Source organism: Micromonospora sp. NPDC049049 (assembly GCF_040649115.1).
GTDB lineage: Bacteria > Actinomycetota > Actinomycetes > Mycobacteriales > Micromonosporaceae > Micromonospora.
In genome coordinates this window covers 82,108-103,685 of record NZ_JBEZEX010000011.1, presented here as the reverse complement: position 1 = coordinate 103,685, position 21,578 = coordinate 82,108, and the positions used below count along the sequence as shown (strand labels likewise).

General features: G+C 71.0%; 21 protein-coding genes and 1 tRNA gene. 14 read left to right on the top strand and 8 right to left on the bottom strand.

All coding sequences use genetic code 11. The features are described 5' to 3' along the window. Positions 1-100: 100 nt before the first annotated feature. Positions 101-1,531 (bottom strand): hypothetical protein, encoded by a 1,431-nt coding sequence (locus tag AB0B68_RS14105; protein WP_357194774.1) that lies wholly within the window; start codon positions 1,529-1,531, stop codon positions 101-103. Positions 1,532-1,654: 123 nt separating this feature from the next. Here AB0B68_RS14105 and AB0B68_RS14100 point away from each other — a divergent pair, with 123 nt between their 5' ends. Both AB0B68_RS14100 and AB0B68_RS14095 read left to right on the top strand, forming a co-directional pair. After that, on the top strand, positions 1,655-2,335 hold the full coding sequence (locus tag AB0B68_RS14100) for a PASTA domain-containing protein (protein ID WP_357194777.1): 681 nt from the start codon (positions 1,655-1,657) through the stop codon (positions 2,333-2,335). A 153-nt stretch (positions 2,336-2,488) separates the two neighbouring features. Next, positions 2,489-3,304 (top strand): PASTA domain-containing protein, encoded by an 816-nt coding sequence (locus tag AB0B68_RS14095; RefSeq protein ID WP_357194780.1) that lies wholly within the window; start codon positions 2,489-2,491, stop codon positions 3,302-3,304. Between the two features lie 7 nt (positions 3,305-3,311). Here AB0B68_RS14095 and AB0B68_RS14090 read toward each other — a convergent pair whose 3' ends face one another. Beyond that, positions 3,312-3,773, bottom strand: a complete 462-nt coding sequence (locus AB0B68_RS14090; RefSeq protein ID WP_357194783.1) for a hypothetical protein — start codon at positions 3,771-3,773, stop codon at positions 3,312-3,314. A gap of 103 nt (positions 3,774-3,876) precedes the next feature. Then, positions 3,877-4,161 (bottom strand): hypothetical protein, encoded by a 285-nt coding sequence (locus AB0B68_RS14085; protein ID WP_355004603.1) that lies wholly within the window; start codon positions 4,159-4,161, stop codon positions 3,877-3,879. A gap of 626 nt (positions 4,162-4,787) precedes the next feature. Between AB0B68_RS14085 and AB0B68_RS14080 the strand changes: the two genes are divergently transcribed. The 3 genes from AB0B68_RS14080 to AB0B68_RS14070 all read left to right on the top strand — a co-directional run bounded on the left by AB0B68_RS14080 (position 4,788) and on the right by AB0B68_RS14070 (position 6,472). Further along, positions 4,788-5,669 (top strand): helix-turn-helix transcriptional regulator, encoded by an 882-nt coding sequence (locus tag AB0B68_RS14080; protein ID WP_091396372.1) that lies wholly within the window; start codon positions 4,788-4,790, stop codon positions 5,667-5,669. Then, entirely contained in the window at positions 5,639-5,860 is a 222-nt protein-coding gene (locus tag AB0B68_RS14075) for a DUF397 domain-containing protein (protein WP_091396369.1), read from the top strand. The genes AB0B68_RS14080 and AB0B68_RS14075 overlap by 31 nt, the downstream gene beginning before the upstream one ends. 213 nt (positions 5,861-6,073) lie before the next feature. Beyond that, positions 6,074-6,472, top strand: coding sequence for a hypothetical protein (locus AB0B68_RS14070; RefSeq protein ID WP_357194787.1), 399 nt, complete (start codon positions 6,074-6,076; stop codon positions 6,470-6,472). Here the strand turns inward: AB0B68_RS14070 and AB0B68_RS14065 are convergent. Continuing rightward, positions 6,440-7,039, bottom strand: coding sequence for a hypothetical protein (locus tag AB0B68_RS14065; protein ID WP_357194790.1), 600 nt, complete (start codon positions 7,037-7,039; stop codon positions 6,440-6,442). The two genes, AB0B68_RS14070 and AB0B68_RS14065, sit on opposite strands and share 33 nt — an antisense overlap. Positions 7,040-7,255: 216 nt before the next feature. Between AB0B68_RS14065 and AB0B68_RS14060 the strand changes: the two genes are divergently transcribed. Beyond that, a complete protein-coding gene (locus AB0B68_RS14060; RefSeq protein WP_357260214.1) occupies positions 7,256-8,812 on the top strand; it encodes a S8 family serine peptidase in 1,557 nt (518 codons plus the stop codon). A 66-nt stretch (positions 8,813-8,878) separates the two neighbouring features. Here AB0B68_RS14060 and AB0B68_RS14055 read toward each other — a convergent pair whose 3' ends face one another. The 3 genes from AB0B68_RS14055 to AB0B68_RS14045 all read right to left on the bottom strand — a co-directional run bounded on the left by AB0B68_RS14055 (position 8,879) and on the right by AB0B68_RS14045 (position 10,947). Beyond that, positions 8,879-9,685, bottom strand: a complete 807-nt coding sequence (locus tag AB0B68_RS14055) for a WecB/TagA/CpsF family glycosyltransferase (RefSeq protein ID WP_355004607.1) — start codon at positions 9,683-9,685, stop codon at positions 8,879-8,881. Continuing rightward, positions 9,682-10,797 (bottom strand): NAD-dependent epimerase/dehydratase family protein, encoded by a 1,116-nt coding sequence (locus AB0B68_RS14050; protein ID WP_238687678.1) that lies wholly within the window; start codon positions 10,795-10,797, stop codon positions 9,682-9,684. The genes AB0B68_RS14055 and AB0B68_RS14050 overlap by 4 nt, the downstream gene beginning before the upstream one ends. Before the next feature lie 64 nt (positions 10,798-10,861). Next, positions 10,862-10,947 (bottom strand) — tRNA-Leu (locus AB0B68_RS14045). 206 nt (positions 10,948-11,153) lie between these two features. On the opposite strand from AB0B68_RS14045, the gene AB0B68_RS14040 reads away from it, so the two are divergent. The 8 genes from AB0B68_RS14040 to AB0B68_RS14005 are packed head-to-tail and all read left to right on the top strand — an operon-like array spanning position 11,154 to position 20,872. Then, complete coding sequence (locus AB0B68_RS14040; RefSeq protein ID WP_007454122.1) at positions 11,154-11,942, top strand: DUF3662 and FHA domain-containing protein; 789 nt, start codon at positions 11,154-11,156, stop codon at positions 11,940-11,942. Between the two features lie 6 nt (positions 11,943-11,948). Beyond that, positions 11,949-12,434: an FHA domain-containing protein gene (locus AB0B68_RS14035; RefSeq protein WP_355004608.1), complete on the top strand. Its 486-nt coding sequence runs from the start codon at positions 11,949-11,951 to the stop codon at positions 12,432-12,434. Continuing rightward, positions 12,431-13,906 carry a protein phosphatase 2C domain-containing protein gene (locus AB0B68_RS14030; protein WP_357194798.1) on the top strand — a complete coding sequence of 492 codons (1,476 nt, stop codon included), beginning with the start codon at positions 12,431-12,433 and terminating at the stop codon, positions 13,904-13,906. The genes AB0B68_RS14035 and AB0B68_RS14030 overlap by 4 nt, the downstream gene beginning before the upstream one ends. A gap of 30 nt (positions 13,907-13,936) precedes the next feature. Then, positions 13,937-15,430: an FtsW/RodA/SpoVE family cell cycle protein gene (locus AB0B68_RS14025; RefSeq protein WP_355495355.1), complete on the top strand. Its 1,494-nt coding sequence runs from the start codon at positions 13,937-13,939 to the stop codon at positions 15,428-15,430. After that, a complete protein-coding gene (locus tag AB0B68_RS14020; RefSeq protein WP_357260210.1) occupies positions 15,427-16,932 on the top strand; it encodes a penicillin-binding protein 2 in 1,506 nt (501 codons plus the stop codon). The genes AB0B68_RS14025 and AB0B68_RS14020 overlap by 4 nt, the downstream gene beginning before the upstream one ends. Before the next feature lies 1 nt (position 16,933). Beyond that, positions 16,934-18,343: a protein kinase gene (locus tag AB0B68_RS14015; RefSeq protein WP_357260207.1), complete on the top strand. Its 1,410-nt coding sequence runs from the start codon at positions 16,934-16,936 to the stop codon at positions 18,341-18,343. After that, complete coding sequence (gene pknB / locus AB0B68_RS14010; protein ID WP_357260204.1) at positions 18,340-20,157, top strand: Stk1 family PASTA domain-containing Ser/Thr kinase; 1,818 nt, start codon at positions 18,340-18,342, stop codon at positions 20,155-20,157. Before AB0B68_RS14015 ends, pknB begins: the two co-directional genes overlap by 4 nt. A gap of 19 nt (positions 20,158-20,176) precedes the next feature. Continuing rightward, positions 20,177-20,872, top strand: coding sequence for an ElyC/SanA/YdcF family protein (locus tag AB0B68_RS14005; protein ID WP_357194810.1), 696 nt, complete (start codon positions 20,177-20,179; stop codon positions 20,870-20,872). A gap of 54 nt (positions 20,873-20,926) precedes the next feature. Here the strand turns inward: AB0B68_RS14005 and AB0B68_RS14000 are convergent, their stop codons facing one another. After that, positions 20,927-21,577: an aminodeoxychorismate/anthranilate synthase component II gene (locus tag AB0B68_RS14000; protein WP_357194813.1), complete on the bottom strand. Its 651-nt coding sequence runs from the start codon at positions 21,575-21,577 to the stop codon at positions 20,927-20,929. Position 21,578: the final 1 nt, after the last annotated feature.

Here is a 21,578-nt window from a genome sequence, read left to right as displayed (position 1 = left end):
TGAAGTTGTTGCCATGACACGCCGAGCGAGGTGGCAATAACTTCATGATCAACAGGGTGAGGCCGGGTGGGGCGGCCGGGCTGGGGGCGGCAGGGCGGGGTTAGTCGGTGGTGGGGCGGCGGGCTGCGCGGGTGCGGCGGCTGCTCGGGGCCGCGTCCTTCGTCGTGGCTTCGGTGGGAGGGGTCGGATCCGAGCGGTCGGGGTCCGTACGCGGAGCGGGCACCTGCGGTGCGGCGGTGGCTTCGCCCGGCAGCGAGCCCGTCCTGGGCATCTGCGACGGCACGCTGACCTTCCTGCGGCGCCCCGTGGTGCCAACCGTCGAGGCCGAGGCTCCGGCAGTTGACGCAGTGGGTTCGCCCGTCGCGCCGGAGACCGGCGGCTCGGGCTCGGTCCCTGTCACCGGGGCCGGGTCGGTCACCGTGTCCCGAGGCACAGCACCCGGCCGGGCCGGGCGGCTCTGTTCGGCCGGGCGGTTCCGTTCGCTGTGCTCGCCGAGGCGGGCGGCCAGCACCGAGCCGCCGATACCGGCGATCACCGCGTACGGGGCGATCAGCTGGGTGGACAGCTGCGCGGGGCCCAGCGTCGACCAGTGCGGCAGGGTGGTCAGGTAGGCGAGCGCGACGAGCACCGGGCCCGCCGCGCCGGAGGCCGCCGCACCCACGCGGTGTCCGCCCGAGCGGGCGGACCGCCGAGCGGCCAGTACGCCGATCAGCAGCGCGGGCACCAGTGCCAGCAGCGCACCGGGCCAGTAGATCTGACCCCCGATCCAGTACCGGGCGTGGTCCGGGTCGAACTGCCAGGTACCGAGCTGCGCGCCGGTCAGCCCCCGTCCGACGCGTACCCCGTCGATGACGGAGATCACCGCGAGCAGCCAGAGCCAGGCGGCCGTCGCTGTCACGTTGACCGCGGCGGCTCGGGAGCGAAGCGCCCAGATCGCGACGAGTACGCCGATCAGGATGCCCAGCGTCGCCTGTACGGCGGCCGTGCGTTGCGGGGCGCCGGTGTCCGCGCCGGTCGCGACCCGCGCGGGTACCGCAATCAACAGGACGGTGACCAGCCCGCCCAGCCCGGCGCCAAGCGCCACTGCCACCCGGCGCAGCAGGCCGCCCCGGTCGTCGACCGGCGTGTCGGCCGCCGCTGGTGGCGTGCCCGCCACCTCCGGGCGGGCGGTGTCGACGACCGGTGAAGGCCCGTCGACCGGGCTGTCGTGCTCCGGCCGCCGTTCGTCGAGCCGCAGGCCCTCCTGAGGGGCAGCACCGTCTGGCGAGGTTTCCGGAGAGATCACTGTCTTCGCCGGGGCGTTGCGTTGGTGAAGCCGCTGCGCGCAGACCGCGCCGAGGACCGTCGAACTGGCGGCGAGCCAGGTGGCCCAGGCGAGGCCGTCCGCCCAGGCTGTGTCTGTCGCACCGGCATCGGTGGGCGTCCAGGTGATGACGCCGAGCCCGTAGCCGAAGCCCAGTTGTGCGGCACCCGCGCCGGCAGCGACCCCGATCGCCGCCGCGATCGACACTCCCCAGCCCTGTCTGGCCATGCCGGGCAGCGTAACGTCCCGTCGTCGGCGCGGCGAGTCGCAGAGACCCGCCGGTGTGGACCGCCGGTGCGGGCGGGTTGGGCGGCGGGCGGTACGGTCGCCGGTGATGAGGCGGTGGGCGTTATGACGGACACGAACACGGGCCAGCAGAATGCCGCCGGTGGCGGTGCGGGCCGTGCCAGCGTTGTGCTCGGCGGTGGGTTGGCAGCGGTGCTGCTCGCCGCCGTGGGTGCGACCGGCGGCTGGTTGCTGGCCGGTGAGGACGACGCATCCTCTGGTGACCCGCTGGCCGTTGCGACCACGGCTGGCGCGTCGACCACCCGGCCCACCGCACCCCGGCCGAGCAGCGGCCGACCGACACCGTCGGCGGTCCAGACCTCCGCCGCCCCGACCAAGGCAGCCGGCCTGACCGTGCCGCCGGTGATCGGCACCGACTTCGAGCAGGCCCGGGAGGCGCTGCGCAAGCAGCGGCTCGGTTGGCGGCTGGTCTTCGGTGGCGGCGTCGGCCGTACGGTCGAGAGCACCACACCGGACGTGGGCACCGAGGTCGCCCGGGGGACGACTGTGCAACTACAGGTTGCCGGGCCGGCGCCGGCCGCCGAGGTGCCGGACGTTGTCGGCGAGAGTTGCGCCGACGCCGCCGACGAGTTGGTCGACGAGGGCCTCTACCCGCGCTACCTCAGCGGACGTACTGGAAAGGTCAGCCGGCAGGAGCCCGCCGAGGACGGCCCGGCCCGGTGGAACGACCAGGTCAGCATCTGGTGTGGCTCCGACGGCCAGCCGACCCCGAAACCCACTCCCTGATTCCAGGCCGGCGGGTTCGCGCCTCGTACCGGCGTCCTGTCTCGCCGACAGCCGGCGCGGCTCGGCACGCTGATCCCCACCGATGGCGGTGTGGGCGACTAGGTTGGCGGTCGAGGGCCATGACGCCCGTCCGGGTTCGGGAAAGGACGTGCGATGAGCGACGACCGCCAGGAGCCTCCCGCCGACGAGCACGACGACGACCGGACCCGACCCCTGCCCTCCGCCGCTGATCGGCCGGCCCCGACCGGGCCCGCCGCCGACGGACCGGACGAGACGGCACCGATCGACCGGACCGTCCCGGCTCGTCCCGATCCTTCGCCCGACCAGACAATGCCGATCGACCGGTCTGCCGGCACCCGGCCGGGCCCGCCGGCCGACCGGACGGCGCCGATACCGCCGGCCTGGTCCGGCCGGGCCGAGGTGCGCTCGCCCCGACCAGATGACGCCGGCGGTGAGTGGTACGTCGAGGAGCAGGGTGGTCGGCGGTGGTGGTCGCCGATCCTCTGGGGCGTACTGGCGCTGCTGCTCGCCGGCCTGCTCGGGGGCGCGCTCTGGGTGGTGCTCGCCCAGCAGGACGACGACCGGGACGATCGCGGGCCCACCCCGTCGCCTCCGCCGACCAGTGCCCCCAGCGCCCTGCCGACCAGCGCAGCCCCCACGTCGGCGGCACCCACCAGTGAGTCGCCGAGCAGCTCGCCGACCACGGAAGCGCCGGACGAGCTGCCGGTGCCACCGCTCGCCGGCCTGCCGCAGGCCACCGCCGAAGGGCTGTTGGCTCGGCTCGGTCTGACCTACCGGGTGGTGTACCGCCCGTCGGAGTTGCCACCCGGGACCGTGGTGGGCACCGAGCCGGACGCCGGCACGTCGGTGTCCACCGACGACGAGGTGTTGTTGATCATCTCCCAGGCTCAGCCCTCGACCGGGGCGAGCCCGACCACACCGAGCCCCACTGTGACGAGCACGTCGTGACCGCTGGTCACCACATCCGGCGGCGGGTGCCGACGAGGCCGATGCCGGCCAGCGAGATGGCGAGGCCGAAGATGCCGGACCAGAAGAGGGAATGGCGGATGTCCGTGGCGCTGTGCCCAGCCGGAGCGGCCTCGGTGAGTTCCTGACGGCCGTCGGACTGGCCGCCGGCACCCAGCCCGGACACCGGTCCGGTCCGGTCGGTACCACCAGCCTGCTCGGCCGGGGTGTCGGTGTCGGTGTCGGTCCAGCCGGGTTTGTCGTAGACCGACTGACCGTCGCCCGTCGGCGGGTCGGAGTCGAGCACGGTGATCTCCGGTGCGGGCACCGGTGCGGTCAGCCGGGTGGACGACATCGCCGGGTCGCGGGCGAGGACCAGGAGTGTCGCCATCGCCCCGAGGAGGGCGAGGAGTCCGAAGGCATAGGCGATAAGAGAGCGGTGGTGCCGCCGCAGGGCGGGCTGATTGACCATGACCATCCCAGGGTCAGGGTCCTGGACGAGCGGGTGGAACGTGCCGGGGTGGGCGTACCGATTCTATGGCGACGGCACGCCCACCGGCGGCGGTTCGGGTCGGTCAGCCCACCCGGAGCGGGGTACGCGCGACCGGGCGGCGGGCCCGCACGGTGTGCGGACGGGGTTCGGGGGCGGCCTGCAGTTGCTGCAACCCTTCCCGCTGAACGAAGATCGACCGTCGGGTGACAGCGTCACCCGCGGTGTTCAACTCGTAGCCGTCGAGCCACAGCCAGCCGTCATAGGTCGGCCAGTCGAGGACCCGGATCACCCGGAACTTGATCGGCCTGAGGAACTGGACACTCGCCGCGCGTGTCACATGCAGTACGTCACCGGTGCGGGGAAGCACATGGGCTCCTGGGGAGGATCGGCCGGCGATTGCGCCGGCGGTGCCTGAACGGGGGACGTCTCGGCCGGTGACGGGGTCGTGCCTCGTGAACCGGTGGTGCGGATGGCAGTGGTCGGGCCGTACCCCGCTGGTGACGTGCCGTCACCCGACCACCACCCGGTTGCTTCCGGGAACGCGCCCGCCGCCGCAGCTTGCCGGCTTGCAGCGGCGGGGTCCTTACCCCGGAGCAGGTCGCGTTGTCGTCGGCCGGGCCCGCGTCGTGCCCAGCTTCCCCGAAGCGGTGGGGTCACCACTCCGAGGGACCGAACGGAGACGCTGAGTGATCCGTGCCATACGGACAGAGTGCATCAGGGACGTGCTTCATGCAAGTTGCACGTCGACTTTTGCCGATACGTGAGCGTGTCGCGCGAAAGGCCTATTGAAGCCATCCGCGTCCGGGCGGCAGACTGGGGATCGGTTTCGCCCGTCGCGGCCGGCCGAGGACCGGCACCACCCCCTTCGTCGCGAACGCTCGCCGGTCGACGGTCGCGCCCCCGGCGGGTGTCACCCAGTGGCGCGTTACCGGAGGTAGCCCGAGTGGGGTCGAGCAGCCAGCGGCGGAGACCAGTGACTCACGGGGTTGCGCGATGAGTGAGCGGCGCAGTCCCACCATCAGACGGCGGCGGCTCGGGGCCGAGCTGCGTCGCCAGCGGGAGTCCGCCGGAATCACCATCGAGGTGGTCGCCGAACAGTTGGAATGCTCGGCGTCCAAGGTCTCCCGGATCGAGACCGGGCACACCACGGCCACCCCCCGCGACGTACGGGACATGCTGCGGATCTACGGCGTCGTCGGCGCCGAGAGCGACGAGCTCGTGCAGATCGCCCGGGAGGCCCGCCAGAAGGGCTGGTGGCACCCCTACAGCACCGTGCTCGTCGGCGCGTACGTCGGGCTGGAGGCGGCGGCCAGTTCGATCCGGGCGTACGAACAGCAGGTCGTTCCGGGTCTTCTGGAGACCGAGGAGTACGCCGGAGCCATGATCCGTGCCGCTCGGCCGGACTTCACCGCCGATCAGGTGCATCAAAGAGTGCGTGTCCGTTTGGGCCGTCAGTCGTTATTGACCCAGGACGATCCGGTCGATCTGTGGGTGGTGCTCGATGAGGCGGTGGTAAGTCGGCCGGTGGGCGGGGACGAGGTGATGCGCGGTCAACTCAAACGGTTGGTCGAGGTGGCCGAGTTGCCGAACGTGACGCTGCAGATCCTGCCCTTCGAGGTGGGTGCGCATGCCGGCATGGACGGCACGTTCACGATCCTCAGCTTCCCTGAGCCCGGTGATCCGGATGTTGTGTACGCGGAGAACGCCACGGGTGGGCTTTTCCTCGAGAAGAGCGACGAACTACAGAAGTACAGCTTCATCTTCGATCACATCCGCGCTGCGGCCATACGTCCGGAGGAGTCCGTCGCACACATCGCAAAACTGGCAGAGGAGCCGTTGTGGAAATGGCGACCAAAGGGTTCCCCGTGGACCTGACGCAGGCAGCATGGTTCAAGAGCTCGAAGAGCGGGCCGAACTGTGACAACTGCGTGGAGGTGGCGTACGTGACGGGGGCGGTCGGAGTGCGGGACTCGAAGGACAAGGCGGGCCCCGCCCTGGTCTTCGCACCGGGTGACTGGCACTCCTTCGTTGCCGGCACCAGGGGTGGTGTGTTCGGCGCGGTCTGACCGACTGGTCAGTGGAGTCCCCGTCTGGTTCGCCGGACGGGGACTCCGCCGTGTCCGCGGTAGGCGCGACTGACTGCCGCGTCGCGGCAGGAGTCGGCCAGGTTCCGTCGGGATTCCCGTCGCCAGAGCGTCCCCGTCTCGTTGAACCGGTCGGTACGGCGCTGGTCGACGACCCGCCGCACCGACCCGCAACCGAGCGAGTAGGCGAGACGGATGACGACGATCGGTTCAGACAACCTCACCACCGGTCCGGCCAAGCCGGAGCGGTTCGGTGGCAAGTACCGCGGCGCTCGTCGAGACACGGTTCTGACCGAGGTGGTCTCGACCGACCAGGAGTTGAGCGGGCGGGAGGGTGCTTCCGAGACGACGGATCCTCCGCTGTCGCTGCCCTCACTGGACCCGAACCCGCTGATCGAGCCGTCGTTCCCGCCGGCGGGCTGGCCGATCGAGCCGCCCGAGTCCCTGGCGGACCACCCGTTGCTGCGTGGGCTGCTGATGGAGTTGCCGCCGAAGGGCACAGTGCCCTCGCAGGACTGGCTGGATCGCTGGTTCGAGGCGACCAGGTCGATCCTGGAACTGCTATACGTGCAGAGCGCCAGCCGCCCGCGTTGACCCTGCGACGGCGGGCTGGGCCCGCTCCGCGAGGCGGTTGTGGCGTAGCGCGTGCCGGACCCCGATGGCGATCACCGCAAGCGCGCCCACGGTGATGGCCGGCCCGGTGACGCCGGGGTCGGCCCCGAGGTCGGCGCCAGCGGCGGCGATCAACGCCGGCGCCGTGGCCAGGGCGGTGACCTGTAGCGGCAGCCCGACGAGCGGGTGGGCCGCGGCGGCGCGCAGCCCGTGCGGCGCGGGGGTGGCGGGGGCACTGGCGAACGCGCCCGCGCCGGCCCACAGCCGGCGGATCCGTCGTACCGAGCAGACCGTCGCCACGAGCGCCGGGCCGGCGGCCAGTGTGAGCCCGGCGGCGGCCCGGTCGATCGGAGCGGTGCCGGCGCTGAACAGCCCGCCGCCGAGCACGGCGGCGGTGAGCGCCAGGCCGGTGAGGGCCAGCACCAGCAACCATCCGGTACGCCGACGCAGCATGCGGGTGTTGCGCAGCCGGGGAAGGCCGTCGGCAACGACGCCGGCGGCCAGCCAGACGGCGGCGACCGGGAGCAGGATGCTGAGCTGACTCTCCATGTTCGAGAGTCTTTCCCGAATCCGGGCGGAGCGAATCCGGGCGTGCCCCCCGTTCGCCCCGGACGCCGGGCCCGTAGGGGGTCATCACTCGAAGGTATGGCCGTTTCGACATGTTCAACTGCCCGACGGCTGACTTACCCTCAGCTAGATCGGCAAGTGTCGATTGATGTTGGGACCGGTGGTCACGTTCCACCGCCGGTCAGAGGGAGGTAGGAAATGGGTCTTCCACGAAGGTCCGTACTGATCGGGGTGGCCGCGGCGACCGTGCTGGCCGTCGGTACCCCAGCCCTGGCCGCCGAACCCGTGGGTGTGGTTCGGGCCGCCGGCGGAGCCACCGCCGTGCCGGACAGCTACATCGTCGTACTCAAGGACAGCGCCGTCGCCCGGGACCGGGTCGGCGACACGGCGAAGCGGCTCTCCGGCCGCCACGGCGGCACGGTGGCCCGTACCTACGGCGCGGCGTTGCGCGGCTTCGAGGCCAAGGTGAGCGCCAGCGCGGCGGCCCGGATCGCGGCCGACCCGGCCGTGGCGTACGTCGAGCAGAACCACACCGTCTCGATCTCCGGCACGCAGGCCAACCCGCCCTCCTGGGGCCTCGACCGGATCGACCAGCGCAACCTGCCGTTGGACAGCTCCTACACCTACCCGAACACGGCGAGCAACGTGCACGCCTACATCATCGACACCGGCATCAAGTTCTCGCACAACGACTTCGGCGGCCGGGCCACCTCCGGCTACGACGCGGTGGACGGCGGGTCGGCCGACGACTGCAACGGGCACGGCACGCACGTGGCCGGCACCGTCGGCGGGTCCGCGTACGGGGTGGCCAAGGGCGTCCAGCTCGTCGGCGTACGGGTGCTGAACTGCTCCGGCAGTGGCACCAACGCCGGTGTGATCGGTGGCGTCGACTGGGTCACCGCGAACGCGATCAAGCCGGCCGTGGCGAACATGAGCCTCGGCGGCGGCGCGAACACCTCGCTGGACAACGCCGTCCGCAACTCGATCGCCTCGGGCGTCACGTATGGTCTCGCGGCCGGCAACGACAGCGGCGCGAACGCCTGCAACACCTCACCGGCGCGTACCACGGAAGCCATCACTGTGGGCTCGACGACCAGCACGGACGCCCGCTCGTCGTTCTCCAACATCGGCACCTGCCTGGACATCTTCGCGCCCGGCTCGTCGATCACCTCGGCCTGGTACACCAGCAACACCGCCACCAACACGATCAGCGGCACCTCGATGGCCACGCCGCACGTGGTCGGAGCGGCGGCCCTGGTGGCCAGCGCCAACCCGAGCTGGACCCCGGCCCAGGTCCGCAACCAACTGGTGGCCAACGCCACCCCCAACGTGGTGGGCAACCCCGGCTCGGGCTCGCCGAACCTGCTGCTCTACGTCGGCACCGGCAGCACCCCGCCGCCGCCCACCGGCTGCACCGGCACCAACGGCACCGACGTGTCGATCCCGGACGCCGGCTCGGCGGTGACCAGCTCGATCACCATCTCCGGCTGCGGTCGCAACGCCTCCTCGGCCTCCACCGTGGCGGTGAACATCGTGCACACCTACCGCGGTGACCTGGTCATCGACCTGCTCGCCCCGGACGGCAGCTCGTACCGGCTGAAGAACAGCAGCACCTCGGACAGCGCCGACAACGTGAACGCCACGTACACGGTCAACGTGTCCGGTGAGGCCGCCGACGGCATCTGGCGACTCCAGGTGCGGGACACCTACTCGGCCGACACCGGCTACATCAACACCTGGACCCTGACCGTCTGATCGGGTTCTGACGACCGAGGCCCCACCCGGCACGCCGGGTGGGGCCTCGTGTCGTACGGATCGGGCTCAGACCGAGAAGGTGGCCGGCCGCTCGGTGGCCGGCGCCGGCGGGCGGGCCTTCCACAGGCCGGTCTTCTGCGCGGCGAGCCGGCTCAGGTAGGCCGGGTTGAGGATGACGTAGCGGCGCCAGAGCCGCTTCGGCTCCAGACCGAGGCGCCAGAACCACTCAAGGCCGACGCGCTGCATCCACGGCGGGGGCTGGCGCAGCAGCCCGGCGTGGTAGTCGAAGGCCGCGCCGACCGCCATCAGCGGCATGTCGAGCAGCGGCCGCATGGCGTACGTGAAGACCTCCTGGCGCGGGCAGCCGAGCCCGACCAGCACCAACCGGGCGCCACTGGACCGGATCCGGTCGGCGATCTCGGCGTCCTCACCGGGTTGAACGGCACGGAACTTGGACGGCTCCACCCCGGCGATCTTCAGCGCCGGGAACATCTGCTCCAGGGCCGGGATCAACCGGGCGAGGGTCTCCTCGGTCGAGCCGTACAGGTAGACCGGTAGCCCTTCGTCGGCGAAGCGCGACAGCACGTGCAGGGTCAGGGTCGGCCCGTACACCCGGTCGCTGAGCCCCGCGTGGTGCAGCAGGTTGAGCGCCCACCGCACGGGCTGCCCGTCCGGCGTCACCACGTCGAAGGAGTTGAGCCGCGCGTTGTGCGCCGGGTCGAGCACCCCGGTCATCACACCGTGCACTGCCAACGCGGTCAGCGCGAGGGGACGCCGTTCGTGTGCCGCGGTCACCACCGCGTCGGTCGCCGTGGCGTAGTCGGTGGCGTCGACCAGGACGCCGAGCACGTTGCGCTTCGTCCGGGCGCTCACGGCTGGGCCACCCACTTGTCCACGTTGGCCTCGTAGATCTCCCGCAGGATCATCGGCACGTCGTAGGTGATCTTCCAGTCCGGATACTGCGCCTCGAACCGGGCCATGCTGCTCACGTACCACTGGTGATCACCGGTGCGGTTCTGCTCGACGTAGTTGATCTGCGCCTCGCGGCCGGTGATCTCCTCCGCGATCCGGAACGCCTCGATGTGCGAGGTGTTGGAGTGGCGGCCGCCACCGAGGTTGTAGACCTCCGCGGATCGCGGGGCCCGGAAGAACGCCTCGAACGCGGTCAGCACGTCGTGCGAGTGGATCGCGTCCCGGACCATCTTGCCCTTGTAGCCGAAGAGGTTGTACGTCCGGCCCTCCATGACGCAGCGCATCAGATAGGCCAGGAACCCGTGCAGCTCGGCGGCGGAGTGCGCCGGGCCGGTCAGCGTGCCGCCCCGGAAACAGGCGGTCTTCATGTCGAAGTAGCGCCCGTACTCCTGGACCATCACGTCCGCGGCGACCTTGGAGGCGCCGAAGACCGAGTGCAGCGAGTGGTCGATCGACATCTCTTCGGTGATGCCCTGGTACCAGCGGTGGTCCTCGGGCAGCTCGTACCGGGTCTCCAACTCGATGAGCGGCAGGCTGTTGGGCCGGTCGCCGTACACCTTGTTCGTCGAGCAGTGGATGAACGGCGCGTCGATCGCGTGCCGGCGGGTGTTCTCCAGGATGTTGAGCGTGCCGCCGGCGTTCACGTCGAAGTCCGTGTACGGCTCCTTGGCTGCCCAGTCATGGCTCGGCTGGGCAGCGCTGTGGATCACCACTGCGATGTCCGAGCCGTACTTCTTGAACACCTGCTCCAGGCCGTCCCGGTCCCGGATGTCCACCGCGAAGTGGGTGTACGCGTTACCCAGGTCACGGCCGAGCCGTTCCAGGCTCCACGAGGTGGAGCCGTCCTCGCCGAAGAAGTACCGGCGCATGTCGTTGTCGATGCCGACGACGTCCAGACCGAGGCCGGCGAAATGCCGGACCGCTTCGGAGCCGATCAGACCACCCGACCCTGTCACCAACGCGACACTCACACGCCACTCCTGGTCCATCGGAGGCAGAATCCATCGGAGCATAGCGTGACGTCCAGCACGCCCCGATATGACGGAAGGGCCCCGCATAAAGCGGAGCCCTCGTCGGTGGTGGGGATGGGGGGAGTTGAACCCCCACGCCCTTTCGGGCACACGGACCTGAACCGTGCGCGTCTGCCATTCCGCCACATCCCCGTGGCACAACCCGGAACACTCTAGCCGCCCGGCCCCGCTGTCTCCAACGGGCCTCGGGAATACTACGCTGTCCCTGACGCTCGCCACGAACGATTACCGTTCGTGGCGGACGAAAGATTAGCACGACAATCCCGGCCCTTCCGAACGGGTCGAGAGCAGCCGGCCGAGCGGCGTGTGAGCTGCGCGCGCGCCGGCCGGATACCATCATGTCCTCGGGACCCGAGGAGGAGCCGGTGAGCGTGCTGCAACGCTTCGAGAAGCGTCTGGAAGGCCTGGTAGAAGGGGCCTTCGCCAAGGTCTTCAAAGGGGTGGTCCACCCCGTGGAGATCCTCAACGCCATGCAGCGGGAGGCCGAGGCGCACAAGGCGATCCTGGCCGGTGGGCGCACGTTGGTGCCCAACCGCTACGTGATCGATCTCTCGCCGTTCGACCACAGTCGGCTGGCGCCGTACGCCGCCGCGCTGGCCCAGGAGTTGGCCCAGTCGCAGGCGGAGTTCATCGGCGAGCAGGCGTGGACGGTCTACGGCGATGTGATCGTCGAGATCGAGCGAGGCGAGGGCCTGGACACGGGCATGTTCCGTGTCACGGCCGAGGTCTACACCGGCGGCGAGGTCGCCCCGGTGTCGGCGCCCGGCTACGACGCCGGCCCGCCCGCCTACCCCGCGTACGACCAGGGCGGTGGCTACGGCCCGCCGCCCGGGCACGGTGGCGGTCGCAACGTGCGGCTGGTCTCCGGCGACGGTCGCACCTACCCCCTTCAGATGGGGTCGACGGTGATCGGTCGCGGCGACCAGGCCAACCTGCGTCTGCCCGATGTCGGCATCTCCCGGCGACACGCCCGGCTGGATTTCGACGGGGGCCAGGTCGTGCTGACCGACCTGGGTTCGACCAACGGCACCATGGTGAACGGGCAGCGGGTCTCCGCCGTCGCGCTCAACCCCGGTGACATGGTCCAGCTCGGGACGACGACGCTGACCTTCCGCGTGGACGGCTGACCCGCCTTGCCGGAACTGGTCATCACCGTTGCCCGGTTCGGGTTCCTGATCCTGCTGTGGATCTTCGTGTTCACGGTGGTCGGGGTGATCCGTAGGGACCTCTTCGCGGGCGCCCGGTCCGGTCGTCTGGTGGCCGCGCCACGCGCGGTGGGCGCCTCGACGGGGCAGGGGGCCAAGCCAGCGAAGGTGAAACGGGGCAGAGCGGCGCACCAACTGGTAGTGACGGCCGGTCAGCTGGCCGGCACCAAAATCACTCTCGGGGAAGCGCAGATCACCATCGGTCGGGCTGAGGACTCCACCCTGGTCATCACCGACGACTACGCCTCCGCGCGACACGCCCGGCTCATGCCGCGTGAGGGGCAGTGGTACGTCGAGGACCTCGGCTCGACTAACGGCACGTACCTCGATCGCGCTAAGGTCTCCGGACCAACCCCCGTCCCCCTCGGCGTGCCGATCCGGATCGGCCGCACTTCCCTCGAATTACGGCCATGACTCTGACCCTGCGCTATGCGGCCCACAGCGACCGCGGTCTGATCCGAGACGGCAATCAAGACTCCGTCTACGCCGGGCCGCGGTTACTCGCCGTTGCCGACGGCATGGGCGGTATGGCCGCCGGTGACGTCGCCAGCAACATCGTCATCGGTGCCATGGCGCCGCTCGACGAGGACGTCCCAGGGGACGCTCTCGTCGACGCGTTGCGTTCGGCAGTGGGCACCGCCAACCAACAACTCCGCGACACAGTGGACGCCAACCCGCAGTTGGAGGGGATGGGCACCACGCTGACGGCGACCCTCTTCACCGGCAGCAAGCTGGGGATGGTCCACATTGGCGACTCGCGGGCCTACCTGCTGCGCAATGGCGAGTTCGCGCAGATCACCAAGGACGACACCTACGTCCAGATGCTGGTCGACGAAGGCCGCATCAGCGCCGAGGAGGCGAGCAGCCACCCGCAGCGGTCGCTGCTCACCCGTGCCCTCGACGGTCGGGACATCGACCCGGAATACTCGGTCCGCCAGGTCATGCCCGGCGACCGGTACCTGATCTGCAGCGACGGCCTCTCGGGTGTGGTCAGCGCCGAAACCATCGGCGAGACCCTGCGGGAGTACACCGACCCGCAGCAGTGCGTCGAGCGGCTGGTGCAGCTCGCGCTGCGCGGCGGTGGGCCGGACAACATCACGGTGATCATCGCCGACGCCACCGACCAGGACATCGTCGAGGCGACCCCGATCGTGGGCGGCGCCGCCGCCCGGGACCGGGGCATGGCGACCTCCGCCGACGACTCGACTCCGGCCGCCCGAGCGTCGGCGCTCTCCGCGCCGCGTCCGGCCGCGCCCGAGGAGCCGGCGGCCTCCGACGATGACGCCGATCGGCCGAAGCGACGCCCGGTCCGGACCGCCGCCATGGCGCTGGCCCTGCTGGTGATCGTCGGCGGTGCGTCGTTCGGCGGTTGGACGTACACCCAGCGGCAGTACTACGTGGGAGCCACCGAAGAGGGCCAGGTTGCCGTCTTCCGCGGTGTCCAGGGTCAGATCGCCGGGATGGACCTGTCCAGCGTGCACCGCCGCAGCGGCACCCGCCTGGACGACCTCACCGTCGCCGCCCAGGACACCGTCAAGGTCGGCATCCGGGCGAAGAGTGAGCCGGACGCCGAGCGTCAGCTCGCCGAGCTGACCAGCGACACGCCGAGCAACCCCAACCTGAAGCCGCTCTGCCCGCTCGACCCGACCGCCGTCGGGGTCACCACGCCGACGCCGACGCCGAGCCCACTCGGTTCGACGCCGACCCCGAACGGCAGCCCGAGCGCCAACGCGTCGCCGACCCCCAACGGGGTCGTCAGCGCAAGCCCGACCGTCGGTGCCACCACCGCTCTCGGTGCTGCCGGCGCGACCACCACACCCGACGTCACGCCCTCCGACTCGGCCCCGCCGGCGCTCGACCCGGCCGGCTGCCGGTCTCCTGAGTGAGCGTCGGCTGAGATCCTGAGGACTCCACCCGTGACCGTAGCGGCCACACCGGCACCCTCGCCCGCCACCGCGGGCGAGCAATCCGGCGTACGCCTGGCGCGGTCGCGCCGCAACGCCGAGCTGTACCTGCTGTTGCTCGCGATGGTGCTGGTGGCCGCGTACGGGGCGACCGTCGAGGCGAACCTGCTGGACACGGTCACCCCGGACTTCTGGATGCCGGCAGCCGCGCTCGGCGCGGTCTTCCTCGGCCTGCACCTGGTCATCCGGTTCCTGGCCCCGTTCGCCGACCCGGCGCTGCTGCCGGCGGTGGCCCTGCTCAACGGGCTCGGGGTGGGCTTCCTGCGCCGGATCGACCTGGGCGACGCCCCCGTGGCCGAGCGGGAGAGCCTGGCCGTCTTCGCGGGGCAGGGCGGGCGTCAGCTGGCCTGGACGCTCGGTGCGGTGATCCTCGCCGCCGGCCTGCTCGCGATCATGCGCGACCACAGGTCGATCTCGCGGTACGCGTACACCCTGGGGTTGGCCGGTATCGTGCTGGTGATGATCCCGGCGGTGCTGCCGTCGAGCATCTCCGAGATCAACGGCGCGAAGCTGTGGGTCCGGGTCGGCAGCTTCTCCATCCAGCCGGGTGAGTTCGCCAAGCTGGCGCTGCTGGTCTTCTTCGCCTACTACCTGGTGCGCAAGCGTGAGGTGCTCTCGCTGGCCAGTCGGCGCTTCCTCGGCATCGACTTCCCGCGTGGCCGCGATCTCGGGCCGGTGGTCGGCGTCTGGCTGATCAGCGTCCTGGTGCTGGTCTTCGAGAAGGACCTGGGCACCTCGCTGCTCTACTTCGGCATGTTCGTGGTGACGCTCTACATCGCCACCGAACGGGTCAGCTGGCTGCTGATCGGCCTGGTCCTCTTCTTCGGCGGCGCGTACCTCGCCTACGTCCTCGGCTCGACGGTCGGCGGGCCGTTCGCCAACTTCTACGTGCGGGCGGAGATCTGGCTCGACCCGTTCGCCGACCCGACCAACAAGGGCTACCAACTCGTGCAGGGCCTGCTGGCCCTGGGCACGGGCGGGCTCTTCGGTGCCGGGCCGGGCGGCGGTCAGCCGGAGATCCTGCCCGAGGTGCAGAACGACTTCATCTTCGCCGGCATCGGTGAGGAGATCGGCCTCTTCGGCCTGTCCGCGCTGCTGGTCGTCTACCTGCTCATCGTGGAGCGCGGGCTGCGCGCCGCGCTGGCGGTACGCGACTCGTTCGGCAAGCTGCTCGCCGGCGGTCTCGCGTTCACCCTCGGCCTCCAGGTCTTCGTGATCGTCGGCGGGATCAGCAAGCTCATCCCGCTGACCGGTCAGACGACCCCGTTCCTGTCCGCCGGAGGGTCGTCGTTGATGGCCAACTGGCTGCTCATCGCGGTGCTGCTGCGGGTCTCCGACGGAGCCCGCCGACCGGTGACCGGAGGGGGCGGCGGCAAGGCGGCTCGTCCCAGCGGTGGCCCGCCCGAGCAGCTGCACGGTGCTCCCACGGAGGTGATCAAGCCGTGAACGCACCCCTGCGCCGCGTTGGCGTCGTCGTCATGGTCCTGTTCGGTCTGCTCTTCGCCAACCTCAACTGGATCCAGGCCTACAAGGCGGACGAATACCGGACCAGCGACTACAACGGTCGGGTCCAGGTCGCCGAGTACGACCGCAAGCGCGGCAATATCGAGGCTGGCGGCACGGCCCTGGCGACCAGCAAGGAGACCACCGGCAACCTGAAGTTCCGGCGCATGTATCCCAGCGGCGCCAAGTACGCCCACGTGCTGGGTTACAAGCCGGTCAACCTGGCCGACCAGGGCATCGAGCGGGTGGAGAACGACTTCCTGGCCGGCACCAGCGACCAGCTGATCGGCGACCGGTTGAAGGACATGTTCACCGGCGACGACACCGGCGGCGGCAACGTGCTGCTCTCGCTCTCCAAGCGGGCCCAGGACGTGGCGTACGACCAGCTGCGCAACAACGAGGTGGGTGCGAAGCGGGGCGCGGCGATCGCCATCGACCCGCGTACCGGTGCCGTCCAGGCGCTGGTCTCCATGCCGAGCTTCGACCCGAACCCGCTGGCCAGCCACGACACCAACGAGGCGACGGTGGCGTACAAGAAGCTGGAGCAGGACCCGGCCGAACCGCTGAAGAATCGCGCGCTCGACGAGACACTGCCGCCGGGCTCCACCTTCAAGATCGTGGTCGCCGCGGCGGCGCTCGAGAACGGCATCACCAAGTCCACCCAGATCCCGGCCGGTTCCAGCTGGACCCCGCCCACCTCGGGCACCCCGATCAAAAACGCCGCCGCCTCGATCTGCCCGCAGCCGAAGGTCACCCTGCTGGAGGCGGTCACCGAGTCGTGCAACACCGGCTTCGCGCAGCTCGGCGTGCGACTCGGAGCCGACACCATCAAGGAGAAGGCCCGGCAGTTCGGCTTCGAGCAGGAGGACCTCACCGTCGGTCATCTCGGTGAGGGCGGCCTGCCCACGGCGGCCAGTCGGACCGGCGACATCCAGAACCCGGACGGCAGCACGGACCCGGCCGCGCTGGCCCAGTCCTCGATCGGCCAGAACAACGTCCGGATGACCCCGCTCGAAGGCGCCATGATCGCTGGCGCGATCGCGAACAACGGCAGCCAGATGCGGCCGTACCTGGTGCGGCAGCTGCTCGCGCCGGACCGGACCACCAGCTACTACAGCGCGAAGGCGCGGGAGCTGCGCCAGCCCGTCGAGCCCCCGGTCGCCGCCGACCTGCGCGAGATGATGGTCAGCGTGGTCCAGAACGGCACCGGCAAGAAGGCCGCGATCAGCGGCTACACGGTCGGTGGCAAGACCGGCACCGCCCAGTCCGCCCCGGACCGGCCCGACCACGGCTGGTTCATCGGCTTCGCCCTGGACAAGAACGGCAACCCGGTCTCCGCTGTCTGCGTGATGCTGGAGCAGGCCGGCCCCGGTGGCAGCGCCGAGGCGGCGCGGATCGCCGGCCAGATCATGAAGGCCGCCATCGCCGACCCAGGGGGTCGCTGACATGCTCAGCCCCGGCGTGCAGCTCGGCAACCGCTACCGTCTCGACGAGCGGATCGCCAGCGGCGGCATGGGCGACGTCTGGCGCGGCACCGACCAGGTGCTCGGCCGGACGGTCGCGGTGAAGAGCCTGCTCCCCGCCCTGCTCGACGACCCGGACTTCGGCGAGCGGTTCCGTGGCGAGGCCCGGACCATGGCCACCATCAACCATCCCGGCGTGGTGGACGTCTACGACTTCGGCAACGACCAGCAGATCGCCTTCCTGGTCATGGAGTACGTCGAGGGTGACGCCCTGTCGTCCACGTTGAGCCGGGTCGGCCGGCTCACCCCGGCGCGGACGATGGCCCTCGTCGCGCAGGCCGCCGACGCGCTGCACGCCGCCCACGAAAAGGGCATCGTGCACCGCGACGTGAAGCCGGGCAACCTGTTGGTCCGGCCGAACGGCACACTGGTGCTGACCGACTTCGGCATCGCCCGCTCCGACATGGTCGGCCAGCTCACCGCCGCCGGTTCGGTGCTCGGCACCGCCTCGTACATCTCACCGGAGCAGGCCACCGGCGGCGTGGCCACCCCGGCATCCGACGTCTACGCCCTAGGCGTTGTCGCCTACCAGTGCCTGGCCGGTCGGCGGCCGTTCGAGGGCGACAACCCCCTCGACATCGCGATGCGGCACGTCCGGGAGACCCCCCGGCCACTGCCGGCCGACATCCCTCCGCAGGTGCGCGCTCTGGTCGAACGGGCGCTGGCGAAGGATCCTGCCGCCCGCTGGCCGAGCGCCGCGGCACTCGCCGGGGTCGCCCGCCAGCTCAAGGCCGCGCTCTCCCAGCAGGCTCGGGCCGGCGCGAACTCCGGGCCGGTGTCCGCGGCGCCCGCCTCGCCGGCCGCGCCGGGCCGGGCTCAGGTGCCGCAGGCGCACCAGATGCGTCCGCCGGCCGCCCGCCCGCCGGTGGCCGGAGCGAGGCCGACCGCTGTCGCACCCGCCCAACAGCCACGCCCCACCGCCGTCGCGCCGGCCGTCCAGCCCGTCCGCCCGCAGGGGGCCCCGAACGGCTACCCACGCGGTGCGGCAGCGGTGCCGTCCGGGCCGCCCCGGCAGGAACACCCGCCGGCGTACGCCCGGCAGGCCGGCCCGGCGACGCCGTCACCCCAGCCCCAGCGGTCCCGGCCTGGAATGGTGCTTCTCGCCATCCTGCTGGCCGTGCTGGTCCTGCTCTGCTCTGGCGTGATTTCCTACAACCTGCGGAAGCAGTCGCAGGCCGGCGTATCCGCCGAGCTTGCGCCGCGCACCGTGACGTCCGGCGCGCTACGACTCGACGGGCGCGACGATCCGACCCGGACGTCGTACCGTCGAGAGGTACGACTCCAGCCGGGCGACGGCGGGACGACGACGAGCGAAGGACGACAGACGCGATGACAGCGCAGGCCCGCCTGCTCGGTGGCAGGTACCAGGTCGGCGAGCTGCTCGGCTATGGCGGCATGGCCGAGGTGCACCGTGGTCGCGATCTCCGGCTCGGTCGGGACGTCGCGATCAAGATGCTCCGCACCGACCTCGCCCGGGACGCGACGTTCCAGATGCGGTTCCGTCGGGAGGCGCAGAACGCCGCCTCGCTCAACCACCCGGCCATCGTGGCGGTCTACGACACCGGCGAGGAGACCGCGCCGACCGGTGAGACGCTGCCGTTCATCGTCATGGAGTTCGTCAACGGGCGGACCTTGAAGGAGGTCCTCGGCGCCGAGGGGCGACTGCAACCGCGCCGTGCGCTGGAGATCTGCGCCGACATGTGCGCCGCCCTGGAGTTCAGCCACCGGCACGGGATCATCCACCGCGACATCAAGCCCGGCAACGTGATGCTCACCCAGACCGGCCAGGTCAAGGTGATGGACTTCGGCATCGCCCGGGCGTTGGCCAGCGGTGCGACCACCATGACCCAGACCAGCGCGGTCATCGGTACGGCGCAGTACCTCTCCCCGGAGCAGGCGCGCGGCGAGGCCGTCGACGCCCGCTCCGACGTGTACGCGGCCGGGTGTGTGCTGTTCGAGTTGGTCTGCGGGCACCCGCCGTTCGTCGGGGACAGCCCGGTCAGCGTCGCCTACCAGCACGTACGGGAGACGCCGCCGACGCCGAGCGACATCAACCCGGACGTCACCCCGGCGGTCGACGCGATCGTGCTCAAGGCGCTGTCGAAGAACCCGCTCAACCGCTACCAGAGCGCTGGCGAGATGCGGGCCGACCTGCTCCGCGCCGCCGCTGGCCGTCCCGTGCTGGCCACCCCGGTGCTGCGCGAGGCGGAGACGGTGGCGATGGCCCCGGCCGGCGGCGGGGGCGGCTATCCGGCTTCCGGCCGTGGACCGCAGACCGGGCAGATCCCGGCCCGGGTGGGCGACCCTCGTCAGCGCAAGGCGTCCTCGTTCCTGATCGCGATGTTCAGCGCGGTCGGCGTGCTGGCGGTGATCGCCCTGGTCGCCGCCCTGCTCTGGGACCAGCAGAAGGGCAACGAACTGAAGTCGGTGCCCACCCTCACCGGCAAGGCCCGGGACGTGGCGATCGCCGAGATCCAGAAGGCCGGTCTGTCCCCACAGGTGGGTGACCCGGTGCTGGCAAGTGACTGCACCGAGGGCACTGTCGTTCAGCAGAACCCGCTGCCGACCACCCAGGTGAGGCAGAACGGTACGGTCACCATTCAGATCTGTGGCGGTAAGCCCGAGGTGCGCGTCCCGGCCGGGCTCAAGGGCAGCAAGCAGGAGAGCGCCATCGCCCGGCTCACCGAGGCGAAGCTCAAGTACGAGGTCGTGCCGGTGAACGCCGAGGCGAGCCAGGACGAGGTTCTCGACGTCGACCCGCCCTCGGGCGAGAGCGTTCCCGAAGGCACGAAGGTGAAGCTCACGGTCTCGAAGGGCAACGTCCGCGAGGTGCCGGATGTCGTCGGGTTGGGCCAGGAGGAGGCCACCCGCGTCCTCAAGAACGCCGGCTTCATTGTCGCCGTACAGGACGGGCCGGAGGTGCCCGCCGACCAGGCGGGGAAGGTCACCGACCAGAGCCCGAACGGCAACGACAAGAAGCCCACCGGCACGAAGGTGACCATCAAGGTGAGTCAACCCGAGCCGGAGACCGACCCGACGCCGACGACCACACCGACGACCACACCGACGGGCACGCCGACCACTCCCGGCGGCGGGGGCGGCATCGGTCTGCCGATCCCACCCCCACCGGGCCGGCCCCAGGACTAGGCCACCCGCGGGCATCGGCATGACCGAGGCGGCAGCGTCCCCGGCCGAGGCGGTACGGCGGTGGCCTCGCCGCCTCCGCCGGCTGGCCGTCGCAGGTCTCGTCGTACTGGTGCTCGCCAGTTCCCCGTGGCTGTGGACGACGCTCGCCGCACGCGGGCACGTGTACGCCGCCGCCGACGCGCCGGCCGCCGACGTGGTGATCGTGCTCGGCACCGAGGTGGCGGCCGATCGGCAGCGACCGGGTGACCGTCTCGCCGGCCGCCTGGACACCGCCGCCGAGCTGGTGACCAGCGGGCGGGCCACTGTCGTCCTCGTGTCGGGCGACGGCGGCGGGGCGTCCGGCGACGAGCCGGCGGTGATGACGACGTACCTCGCCGAGCGCGGCGTCGACAGGCGTCGGGTGGTGGCCGACCCGTTCGGCCTGGACACCTACGACAGCTGCGCGAGAGCGCGCGAGGTGTACGGCGTCGAGCGGGCCCTGATCGTCACCCAGTCGTACCACCTGTCCCGGGCGGTGACGCTGTGCCGGCAGCTCGGCGTCGACGTCGACGGGGTGACCGCCCGCTGTGACGGTTGCGGCGCTGCCCTGCTGGCCGAGAAGTCGGTCCGGGACTACTTCGCCAGTGGCAAGGCGGCGTGGGACGCGGTGCGCGGCCGACCGCCGGCGGTGCGTTCGCCAGCGAATTCTGCGGTCCAGGACGCGCTGCGAGGCTGACCGGGCAGGCGCGGGGTCCCGACGATCCGGTGACCGGGCGCTGACGTCCCGCCCTCAGGCGGTGGCGAAGGCTGCCAGACGACGCGCGTCCACCTCGGCGGCCAGCGCGGGTGCCCGCTCCAGCGCCTCGGGGTGACCGCAACTGGCCAGCCAGTTCGCCAGCATCAGGTGGCCGCCCTCGGTGAGCACCGACTCCGGGTGGAACTGGACGCCCTCGATGGGCAGCGTCCGGTGCCGCATCGCCATGACCACGCCGGAGCCGGTCCAGCCGGTGACCTCCAGCTCGTCGGGGAGCGTCTCGGGCAGCACGGCGAGCGAGTGGTACCGGGTGGCGGTGAACGGATCGGGCAGACCGGCGAGCACGCCGACCGAGTTGTGGCGTACCTCGGAGGTCTTTCCGTGCAGCAGTTCGGGGGCGCGCGTCACGGTCGCCCCGAACGCTTCGCCGATCGCCTGATGGCCGAGGCAGACGCCGAAGATCGGCAGTTTGCCCGCGTACTCCCGGATGACGTCCAGGCAGATGCCGGCCCGGTCCGGGCTGCCCGGCCCGGGCGACAGCAGGATGCCGTCGGCGCCAACCGTGCCGACCTCGGCGACGTCGATCTCGTCGTTGCGGCGGACCTCGCAGTCCACGCCGAGCTGGCCCAGGTACTGCACCAAGTTGAACACGAAGGAGTCGTAGTTGTCGATCACCAGGACGCGCATG

What these genes read in the sequence shown, in the direction of transcription:
- AB0B68_RS14090 (WP_357194783.1), bottom strand. Translation starts at nt 3,773, where the DNA reads ATGGTCAATCAGCCCGCCCTGCGGCGGCACCACCGCTCTCTTATCGCC.
- AB0B68_RS14070 (WP_357194787.1), top strand. Translation starts at nt 6,074, where the DNA reads ATGACGACGATCGGTTCAGACAACCTCACCACCGGTCCGGCCAAGCCG.
- pknB (WP_357260204.1), top strand. Translation starts at nt 18,340, where the DNA reads ATGACAGCGCAGGCCCGCCTGCTCGGTGGCAGGTACCAGGTCGGCGAG.
- AB0B68_RS14030 (WP_357194798.1), top strand. Translation starts at nt 12,431, where the DNA reads ATGACTCTGACCCTGCGCTATGCGGCCCACAGCGACCGCGGTCTGATC.
- AB0B68_RS14005 (WP_357194810.1), top strand. Translation starts at nt 20,177, where the DNA reads ATGACCGAGGCGGCAGCGTCCCCGGCCGAGGCGGTACGGCGGTGGCCT.
- AB0B68_RS14015 (WP_357260207.1), top strand. Translation starts at nt 16,934, where the DNA reads ATGCTCAGCCCCGGCGTGCAGCTCGGCAACCGCTACCGTCTCGACGAG.
- AB0B68_RS14075 (WP_091396369.1), top strand. Translation starts at nt 5,639, where the DNA reads ATGGCGACCAAAGGGTTCCCCGTGGACCTGACGCAGGCAGCATGGTTC.
- AB0B68_RS14100 (WP_357194777.1), top strand. Translation starts at nt 1,655, where the DNA reads ATGACGGACACGAACACGGGCCAGCAGAATGCCGCCGGTGGCGGTGCG.
- AB0B68_RS14105 (WP_357194774.1), bottom strand. Translation starts at nt 1,531, where the DNA reads ATGGCCAGACAGGGCTGGGGAGTGTCGATCGCGGCGGCGATCGGGGTC.
- AB0B68_RS14095 (WP_357194780.1), top strand. Translation starts at nt 2,489, where the DNA reads ATGAGCGACGACCGCCAGGAGCCTCCCGCCGACGAGCACGACGACGAC.
- AB0B68_RS14000 (WP_357194813.1), bottom strand. Translation starts at nt 21,577, where the DNA reads ATGCGCGTCCTGGTGATCGACAACTACGACTCCTTCGTGTTCAACTTG.
- AB0B68_RS14040 (WP_007454122.1), top strand. Translation starts at nt 11,154, where the DNA reads ATGTCCTCGGGACCCGAGGAGGAGCCGGTGAGCGTGCTGCAACGCTTC.
- AB0B68_RS14050 (WP_238687678.1), bottom strand. Translation starts at nt 10,797, where the DNA reads ATGCTCCGATGGATTCTGCCTCCGATGGACCAGGAGTGGCGTGTGAGT.
- AB0B68_RS14080 (WP_091396372.1), top strand. Translation starts at nt 4,788, where the DNA reads ATGAGTGAGCGGCGCAGTCCCACCATCAGACGGCGGCGGCTCGGGGCC.
- AB0B68_RS14060 (WP_357260214.1), top strand. Translation starts at nt 7,256, where the DNA reads ATGGGTCTTCCACGAAGGTCCGTACTGATCGGGGTGGCCGCGGCGACC.
- AB0B68_RS14065 (WP_357194790.1), bottom strand. Translation starts at nt 7,039, where the DNA reads ATGGAGAGTCAGCTCAGCATCCTGCTCCCGGTCGCCGCCGTCTGGCTG.